Source organism: Xanthomonas sp. JL1 (assembly GCF_038405005.1).
In genome coordinates this window covers 22392-30383 of the sequence record NZ_JBBYGR010000034.1, presented here as the reverse complement: position 1 = coordinate 30383, position 7992 = coordinate 22392, and the positions used below count along the sequence as shown (strand labels likewise).

The window sequence follows — 7992 nt, the reverse complement described above, 5'->3', positions numbered from 1 at the left end:
GACGCTAAGCTGACGCCGTGCGCGGTAGCGCTTGCCCGCACTGCGCGCGCAATAGGTGGTACTGTCCTGCTTGGCCAATTCCCGACTCAATGTCGACGGGCTCCTGCCTAAAATCCTGGAAATCGCGCGCACACTTTGACCGCGCCCCCTCTCGATCTGGAGCATTGCGCGCTCTTCCGCACTGAGGTGTTGATAGCTTTTTGACATGTGCATACCCTAACTGCTGAGAGGGTGTTGCACTTGGAAATTGAGTCTAAGCAGCCTCGCCAGCGTGGGTACGCCCGCTGCCAGCCATCCATCACCACAATCAACGTGTGCGGAGAGTGCAGATGAGCGAACGTTTCAGGACCGAACACGACTGCATGGGCGAATTGCAGGTGCCCGCCGATGCGTTGTGGGGCGCGCAGACCCAGCGTGCAGTGCAGAATTTCCCGGTGTCCGGGCAGCCGATGCCACGCGGCTTCATTCGCGCGCTGGGCCTGATCAAGGCGGCGGCGGCCGGCGTCAATGCCGAACTTGGATTGCTGCCGAAATCGATCTGCAAGACAGTGCAGGCCGCTGCGTTGCAAGTGGCCGAGGGCAGCTTCGATGCGCAGTTTCCCATCGATGTCTACCAGACCGGTTCGGGCACCTCCTCCAACATGAATGCTAATGAGGTCATCGCCACATTGGCCACGCGTGCCGGCAAGGACGCGGTGCATCCCAACGATCACGTCAATCTCGGTCAGAGTTCCAACGACGTGGTGCCGACCGCCATTCGCGTGTCGGCACTGCTCGCTGTGCAGGAACATCTGCAACCGGCGCTCAAGCATCTGCGCAAGACCATCGACAAGCGTGCGAAATCGCTGGACAAGATCGTCAAGACAGGCCGCACGCATTTGATGGATGCGATGCCGCTGACGTTCGGCCAGGAGTTCGGCGCCTGGTCGGCGCAACTGCGTTCGGCGCAGGGGCGTATCGACGATGCGCTGAAACGCCTGCGGCGGTTGCCGCTGGGCGGCACGGCGATCGGGACCGGCATCAATGCCGACCCACGTTTCGGTGGCAAGGTGGCCAAGGCCCTGTCCAGCCTGAGCGGGGCCAGGTTCGAGAGCGCGGAAAACAAGTTCGAAGGACTCGCCGCGCAGGACGATGCGGTGGAGTTGTCTGGCCAGCTCAATGCGCTGGCGGTGGCGTTGATCAAGATCGCAAACGATTTGCGCTGGATGAATGCCGGTCCGTTGGCGGGTCTGGGCGAAATCGAATTGCCGGCGTTGCAGCCTGGCAGCTCGATCATGCCGGGTAAGGTCAATCCAGTGATTCCCGAAGCCACGGTGATGGCCTGCGCGCAGGTCATCGGCCACCACACCGCGATCACCGTGGCCGGGCAGACCGGTAATTTCCAGTTGAATGTGACGCTGCCGCTGATCGCTTACAACCTGCTGGATTCGATCACGCTGTTGGGCAATGTCTCGCGCCTGTTGGCCGCTACCGCGATTGCCGGGCTGCAGGTGCGCCAGGCGCGCGTCCGCGAGGCGCTGGACCGCAATCCCATTCTGGTGACCGCGCTGAATCCGATCATCGGTTACGAAAAAGCCGCAGCGATTGCCAAGCGTGCCTACAAGGAGCAGCGGCCGGTACTCGATGTGGCCAGGGAAGACAGCGGGCTCAGCGAAGCGGACCTGCGACGATTGCTCGACCCGGCCGCGTTGACGCGTGGCGGTATCCATGCCGGCGGCGGTAGCGGTGGCTGATCACTGCTGCGTGTGTAGGAGCGCGCTTGTGCGCGACTGGCTTGATCGATAAAGCCCCATCGCGCTCAAGCCCGCGCCGGCCTGTTTTTTGCGACCCTGCGGTTTGCGCGCAACGTCCCGGCTCAGTGCCGTTCGGCCTGCACATTACTGAAACTCTCGCGATAGGGCTGCAGCGACGGAATTTCATCCAGCAATTCGCCACTGAGCCGCTGGATTTCCGGCGTGGCGGTCAGCTTGATCGACTTGTAATCCGGATCTGGGCCAGCATCGTTGACCGCCTGCTGACGCAACATCTGCAGGTAGCCGAACAGCAGCTGCAACTTGGCGCGTGTCCGCTCTTTCTGAGGCAGCGCGATGTCGTCGATCTTGAGCGTGCCGTCCGGCGTGATTTCAGCGTTTGCAGCCGGCGAACGGCGGATCATCACCGATTGGGTGGTGATTGCAACGCGCGGCTTGCCGCGTTCGGCGCGGCGGGACGATTGGTCGCCACAGGCGGCGAGCGCGCATAGCACAAGCGCCATGCAGAGCATCACGAACTTATTCATGGGATCGATGGACTGGGGGGAGCGCACTAGTGTAATCCCGCTCCGGTTTGTGGATCTGCCAAATAGCAGCGGAGTACGCGCCAAAATGTCGCAGAGCGTGGCCCATGTGGTCGACCTGCGCGTCATCGCCGTGCATGCAGCCGCGTGTCGCTGCGCTTACCCGGCGATCCACGACCAAGTGCAGACGATCGACCAGCGGCTGCGCAGACCAAGCCATTCGCAGCCACCGAACCGCCGTGTTTGGAGTCGCTACCGCGCCGTAACGGGCAGTCGTCAGCTGGGCGTGGACGGCGCGCTCAGAATCGGCGTGTATGGTTAGTACACGAGGTTTCCAGCCACCGGCCGCGCCCGCCTGGCGGTGAGCGCAGTCGTTGTGCCCGCTGCTTTACCGACGGCAATCGTCGATGTCGTTTTGCGTCAGGCGCGAATACGGCGCAAATGCCGGCACCAGTTGCGCCGCTGCATTCTGTGCAGTGCGCAGCGTGGCCAGCTGATCGCAGACCTGCATGGCCTTGTTCTTGAAAGTGTCTGCCTCAGCCTCGATCTTGTTGCCGATCTGATCGGCGTTGCCGCTAAGTGTCGCTGAAACAAGCAATTTCATCAGCAATTCTCCCGCATCCTGAAAGAATCCGTCATTTGTCTGCCGGCACACGCGTGCTGCCGTAGATATCGCTTGCATCGATATCGCCGCTGCCTTTGCGCGCCACGCTCAGATCGCCGCGCACCTTGCGGACATTCAACGTGCCGGAAGCGACCGACTCTACGTTGACATTGCCTTGCACATCGCGGATATCGACATCGCCCGATCCGATCGTGCCGAGCTTGATGTTGCCTGCGACGCCGTGCAGCTTGACCTCGCCGGATTCCACTTTCGCCACCTGTGCTGCGCCGTGCACTTGACGCGCCTTGAGATCGCCCGAGCCCACTGCCAGCACGCGCAGTGCGTGCAGATCTTCCAGCTCGACATCGCCGGAGCCGACCTTGGCGGTCACGCGGCCCTTGGTGTGACGAATCGTCATGTCGCCGGAACCCACGTCGGCGCTCACTGCGGCGGCCCCGTTGATCTGCGCATCGCCGGAACCCACGTCGAATTGCACCAGTATCGTGTTGGGCACGCTGCCGTGCAGATCCAGGTAGGAATAGCTCTTGCCGAAGGAAAACCGGCGGTCATCGTGCAAGGTCACCACCAGCTTGTCGCCGACGCGCTTCTGGGTCACGGTCAGGCTCTTGAGCAACTCAGCCCTCGCAGCACAGGCGCGCCCGCTCAGTTTTCCGCTGCTGCTCGCTAACGCGTCCAGATGCAGGTCGTTGGAGGCGACCTCGAACAGCACCGATTTCACGCCGGTCAGCTGTAACCTCAGGCTGCGTGGTTCGGAGAATTTGCACTGCTCCTCTGCCGCTGCGGCTGCGGCTGCGGCTGCGGCAGAGGGCAGTGCGCACACAATGGCCAAGCTCAGGATCAGGCGCACAGGTGTCCCTCAGGCTTCGGCGCGACGACGGCGCAGGTAGATGGAAGCCGCGATCAAGGCGATACCGATGGCTGCGCCGATCCAGATATCCGGGCTGCCATAAACGAGCGTGCTGTTGGTGTGCTGCAGCGCCCATTGCACCAGGTCGCTGGGGTTCTGCAGCGTGCTGCTGTCCAGAGTGCCGCTGACGGCAAGCGGCGACCAGGTGCCGGGCAGGGCGCTGAGCAGGCCGCGGTAGCCGACGATGTACCAGATCCAGCCGATCGGCAGCGACACGCCCGGCATTGCCGAGAGAATGCTCAGCATCACGCAGGCCAGCAGCGGAAACAGCACTGCCCACAGGAACGGTTTGCTGGTGGCCCAGGCCGAGCAGAACATCAGCCAGCCCACGGTCGGCAGCGCCCATAACAGGCTCATCGGCACGGTCTTCAGCAACAGCCACAGCAGCGAGAACGGGTGCGAATGGGTCGCCATTGCCCAGGGGCTGGGCACGCCTGCAATCGATGCGCCGACGATGGCGATCAACCATAGCGCCATGCCCACCGCTGCACCGATCACGATGGAGATCAGTGGCGCCAGCAGCAACGCCCAGGCGGCCTTGGACAACACCGTCTGCACGTCCGACACCGGCAACGATTTCCAGAACAGCACGCTGCGGTCGCGACGGTCGTCGTACAGGCTGCCGAGCGCGTAGAAAAACACCACAAACGCCAGGACCACCGAGGCGATGCCGATGCCGCCCAGCAACAGACCGTCGCCAACCTGGCCCAGCCTACGCGTGTATTCGGCCAGATCGTCCATGGTGATGCTGTCGCCGACCATGTTGCGGCGTGCACTGATCGCACCGATCACCGCGCCCAGCAGCGCGAAGAATACGGCAATGCCGCCGGTGATGACTTGTGCCCACACGAAGCCGCCACGGTGCTCCCAGTACTCGCGTTTGAGCAGCCAGGCGAAGGTGCGTGCGGGTGATGCTTGGTTGGTCACTGCATTCATGCGTAGGTCTCCTTCATGACCGCAACGAACAGGTCGGCCAGGCCGGGATTGCGGGTTTCGCCGAAACGGGCGAGCTGCGCTTTCGGCGCGCCATCGAACAACATCACCGTCTTGCCGAACGGCAGGCTGCGCTCGTCGATCGGCTTCAGGGCGCGCGCTGCATCCAGATGGTCGGCACCGACCAACACGTCGGTATAGCGCTCGGAAACGCTTTCCATATCGGCGGTGAGCACGATGCGGCCGTCGCGGATGAACATCACATCGGTGAGGATGTGTTCGATCTCTTCGACCTGGTGCGTGGTGACGATGATGGTTGTCTGCTCATCGAAGTAATCCTCCAGCAGGCGCTGGTAGAACTGCTTGCGGTAGAGGATGTCCAGGCCCAGCGTCGGTTCGTCCAGCACCAGGATGCGTGCGTCGATCGCCATGACCAGCGCCAGATGCAACTGCACGATCATGCCCTTGGACAATTCGCGCACCCGCGATTTGCGGTTGAGCTGGGTATTCGCGAGGAAGCGTTCGCACTTGGCGCGATCGAAGCGCGGATGCACGCCGGCAACGAAATCGATCGCCTCGCCCACCCGCAGCCAGCGCGGTAGCACCGCCACGTCGGCGATGAAGCAGACCTCGTTCATCAGCGCGTTGCGCTGGGTGCGCGGATCCATCCCCAACACCCGCAACTCGCCATCGAAATCGGTCAGGCCCAGCACCGCTTTGAGCGCAGTGGTCTTGCCGGCGCCGTTGGGGCCGATCAGACCGACGATGCGGCCGGCGTCGATGGTGAAGCTGGTGTTGTCCAGCGCGAGCCGATGCTTGTAGGCCTTGCGCAGGCCACGTGCGTTTACCACATGGTCGGAGGAGACGGCGGTCATGGTGTTTTTCCCTGTGGCAACAGATCGTCGATGGACAGTCCCAGGCGCTGGATCCTTTCCAGCACGGCGGGCCATTCTTCAGTCAAGAAACGCTCGCGTTCGCTGCCACGCAGTTTCTGTGCGGCCTCCTGGGTCATGAACATGCCCAGGCCGCGGCGTTTCTCCACCAAGTTCTCGTCGGCCAATTCCTGATAGGCGCGCGAGACGGTGATGGGGTTGAGTTGGTAGTCGGCCGCCACTTGGCGCACCGAGGGCAGGGCATCGCCGGGTTTGAGGATTCCATCAAGCATCATGGCAATTACCCGTTCCTTGAGTTGGCGGTAGATGGGAGCGCCATCGCTCCACTGAATGTCATTCATGATCAGCTCCGTGGGCGCAGCGCTTGCGCGAAGGAGAAATAAGGCATCGACAGCGAAGCGCGCACATGCCGGCCAGGCCGGGAACGCGCTTCGGGGGGAGTTGTCGCGTTTTCCGTAACCGCCTCCGACACGCCATAATCGGCGCCGGACTCCGTCACCTGACTGGAAGCGGCTCCCAGACAACCAATGGCGAACAGGGTGCTGCCGAACAGCAACAGCGGAACTGGTCGCGTGACGCGTGTGCTGTTCATGCTTTCCCCTTGCGTTGGATAACTGGTGTTGTATTAAACTACAACACCGACACGCAGGCAGTCAACTGCTTGTCATCCCCAACTGATGGCACCCCCTCACCGGTGCGCCGCCTCAATTATCGAAGGGCCTTGCTCATGTTGCTAAATCGTCTATTAGTTATTGTATTTATTGGATTTTTTGCGAAATCCGCGTTTGCCGCCGGCACTCCGGTGCTGGATGTGGACTACCGCCCGCTGGCCGGCAAGACACCAATCAACCTGAACCTTACCTACGGGGGCAAGGTCGTCATGGTGGTCAATACCGCCAGCAAGTGTGGCTACACCCCCCAATACGAAGGCCTGGAAGCGCTCAATCAGCGCTTCGCCAGCCGCGGCTTCACCGTGCTGGGCTTCCCGTCGAACGATTTCCATGGCCAGGAACCCGGATCTGAGAAACAGATCCAGGAATTCTGCACGTTGACCTATGGCGTCAAGTTCCCGATGTTTGAGAAGGTGCATGTGCTGGGTGCAGAGGCAACGCCGCTGTATCAGCGCTTGACCCAAGCCACCGGCGTGGCGCCGGGCTGGAATTTTCACAAGTACCTGATTGGTCGCGATGGTCGCGTGGTTGCGCAGTTCCCCAGCAAGATCAAGCCGGACGATCCGAGCGTCCTGGCCGCAATCGAACGCGAGCTCAAGGCGCCGTCGCGCTGAGTGCAGCGCTCGCATCGCCGCGCGCGCATGCGACAATGCGCATTCGGCGCCATCGGTGGCGCGTCTTTATCACTTTTGGGAAGTGCATCGAATGAAGATGGGAAAGCGCGGCGCGGCGGCGTCGTTACTGATGGTGGCAATGTCGGCATCGATGCCGGCCATGTCGCATCAACCGGCCGCAGCGGCCACCAAGGAGAAGCCAGCTTTGAATGCATCGTCTGAGAAGAGCACGCGCGACAACGTCAGCTACGCCATCGGTATGGACGTCGCACGTTCGTTCGAGCCGATTGCTCAGGACATCGACGTGAACGCGATGCAACGCGCCATCGAAAATGCATTCAAGGGCGGCAAGCCGCTGTTGTCGGATGAGCAGACCCAGGCCACCGACACCGCACTGCGTACCGCGCTCGCTGCCCGCAACGGCCAGCAGGTGCCGGGCGTGGCGCCGGGTGCCGCGCCGGCTGCACCGTCCAAGGAAAATGTTGGCCTGATGCTCGGCGATCGCGCTGTTGGTCCGTCGCTGGCCGGCATCAAGGACGAGATCGATCTGTCGATCCTGATGGACGCGGTGCGCACCGTGTTCTCCAAGGGCACCACGCGTCTGACCCAGCAGGAAGCGATGGCCACCATGCAGGCGTTCGCCTCTGCCAAGCAGGGCGCTGCCGGTGCCAAGAATCGCGAAGAAGGCAATGCCTTCCTTGCCAAGAACAAGACCGAGAAGGGCGTGATCACCACGGCGTCCGGCCTGCAATACATGGTGTTGCGCCAGGGCAGCGGCGAGCGCCCGATGCGGACAAACAAGGTCCGTGTGAACTACGAGGGCAAGCTGCTCAACGGGCAGGTCTTCGACAGTTCCTACCAGCGCGGCCAGCCGGCGGAGTTCGGTCTGGATCAAGTCATTCCCGGTTGGACCGAGGGCGTTGCGTTGATGCCGGTCGGTTCGAAATATCGTTTCTGGATTCCATCCAACTTGGCCTATGGCCCGAACGGCACGCAGGGGATCGGACCTGACGCAACGTTGACGTTCGATGTTGAACTGATGGGTATCCTTCCCTGATCCCCCCCTGAGAGTAC

The 7992-nt window shown here is 62.2% G+C and carries 10 protein-coding genes and 1 pseudogene; 4 read left to right on the top strand and 7 right to left on the bottom strand.

Translation table 11 applies throughout. The annotated features are described in order from the left end of the window. Positions 1–329 precede the first annotated feature (329 nt). Positions 330–1733, top strand: a complete 1404-nt coding sequence (locus WJW29_RS07150) for a class II fumarate hydratase (RefSeq protein ID WP_011408367.1) — start codon at positions 330–332, stop codon at positions 1731–1733. Positions 1734–1855: 122 nt separating this feature from the next. Here WJW29_RS07150 and WJW29_RS07145 read toward each other — a convergent pair whose 3' ends face one another. Continuing rightward, complete coding sequence (locus WJW29_RS07145) at positions 1856–2278, bottom strand: hypothetical protein (protein ID WP_027703710.1); 423 nt, start codon at positions 2276–2278, stop codon at positions 1856–1858. A gap of 85 nt (positions 2279–2363) precedes the next feature. On the opposite strand from WJW29_RS07145, the gene WJW29_RS07140 reads away from it, so the two are divergent. Further along, the gene (locus WJW29_RS07140) at positions 2364–2597 is read left to right on the top strand and encodes a hypothetical protein (protein WP_012445136.1); all 234 of its coding nucleotides are present in this window, start codon (positions 2364–2366) and stop codon (positions 2595–2597) included. Between the two features lie 66 nt (positions 2598–2663). Here the strand turns inward: WJW29_RS07140 and WJW29_RS07135 are convergent. From WJW29_RS07135 to WJW29_RS07110, 6 genes and pseudogenes are all read right to left on the bottom strand, one after another. Further along, positions 2664–2855: pseudogene (locus WJW29_RS07135) on the bottom strand (hypothetical protein); the annotation flags it as partial. A 55-nt stretch (positions 2856–2910) separates the two neighbouring features. After that, the gene (locus WJW29_RS07130; protein ID WP_011258770.1) at positions 2911–3747 is read right to left on the bottom strand and encodes a DUF4097 family beta strand repeat-containing protein; all 837 of its coding nucleotides are present in this window, start codon (positions 3745–3747) and stop codon (positions 2911–2913) included. Between the two features lie 9 nt (positions 3748–3756). Then, a complete protein-coding gene (locus WJW29_RS07125) occupies positions 3757–4743 on the bottom strand; it encodes a hypothetical protein (protein WP_011258771.1) in 987 nt (328 codons plus the stop codon). Continuing rightward, positions 4740–5615 carry an ABC transporter ATP-binding protein gene (locus WJW29_RS07120; RefSeq protein ID WP_011258772.1) on the bottom strand — a complete coding sequence of 292 codons (876 nt, stop codon included), beginning with the start codon at positions 5613–5615 and terminating at the stop codon, positions 4740–4742. The genes WJW29_RS07125 and WJW29_RS07120 overlap by 4 nt, the downstream gene beginning before the upstream one ends. Continuing rightward, complete coding sequence (locus WJW29_RS07115) at positions 5612–5974, bottom strand: GntR family transcriptional regulator (protein WP_014502778.1); 363 nt, start codon at positions 5972–5974, stop codon at positions 5612–5614. The genes WJW29_RS07120 and WJW29_RS07115 overlap by 4 nt, the downstream gene beginning before the upstream one ends. Before the next feature lie 2 nt (positions 5975–5976). After that, complete coding sequence (locus WJW29_RS07110; protein ID WP_042464800.1) at positions 5977–6225, bottom strand: hypothetical protein; 249 nt, start codon at positions 6223–6225, stop codon at positions 5977–5979. 135 nt (positions 6226–6360) lie between these two features. On the opposite strand from WJW29_RS07110, the gene WJW29_RS07105 reads away from it, so the two are divergent. Beyond that, positions 6361–6918 carry a glutathione peroxidase gene (locus WJW29_RS07105; RefSeq protein WP_011408372.1) on the top strand — a complete coding sequence of 186 codons (558 nt, stop codon included), beginning with the start codon at positions 6361–6363 and terminating at the stop codon, positions 6916–6918. 91 nt (positions 6919–7009) lie between these two features. Then, positions 7010–7975 carry an FKBP-type peptidyl-prolyl cis-trans isomerase gene (locus WJW29_RS07100; RefSeq protein ID WP_027703707.1) on the top strand — a complete coding sequence of 322 codons (966 nt, stop codon included), beginning with the start codon at positions 7010–7012 and terminating at the stop codon, positions 7973–7975. Positions 7976–7992: the final 17 nt, after the last annotated feature.

Excerpts from the sequence above, each read along its gene's own strand:
- WJW29_RS07100 (WP_027703707.1), top strand. The coding sequence starts at position 7,010 with ATGAAGATGGGAAAGCGCGGCGCGGCGGCGTCGTTACTGATGGTGGCA.
- WJW29_RS07125 (WP_011258771.1), bottom strand. The coding sequence starts at position 4,743 with ATGAATGCAGTGACCAACCAAGCATCACCCGCACGCACCTTCGCCTGG.
- WJW29_RS07120 (WP_011258772.1), bottom strand. The coding sequence starts at position 5,615 with ATGACCGCCGTCTCCTCCGACCATGTGGTAAACGCACGTGGCCTGCGC.
- WJW29_RS07115 (WP_014502778.1), bottom strand. The coding sequence starts at position 5,974 with ATGAATGACATTCAGTGGAGCGATGGCGCTCCCATCTACCGCCAACTC.
- WJW29_RS07150 (WP_011408367.1), top strand. The coding sequence starts at position 330 with ATGAGCGAACGTTTCAGGACCGAACACGACTGCATGGGCGAATTGCAG.
- WJW29_RS07140 (WP_012445136.1), top strand. The coding sequence starts at position 2,364 with ATGTCGCAGAGCGTGGCCCATGTGGTCGACCTGCGCGTCATCGCCGTG.
- WJW29_RS07110 (WP_042464800.1), bottom strand. The coding sequence starts at position 6,225 with ATGAACAGCACACGCGTCACGCGACCAGTTCCGCTGTTGCTGTTCGGC.
- WJW29_RS07145 (WP_027703710.1), bottom strand. The coding sequence starts at position 2,278 with ATGAATAAGTTCGTGATGCTCTGCATGGCGCTTGTGCTATGCGCGCTC.
- WJW29_RS07105 (WP_011408372.1), top strand. The coding sequence starts at position 6,361 with ATGTTGCTAAATCGTCTATTAGTTATTGTATTTATTGGATTTTTTGCG.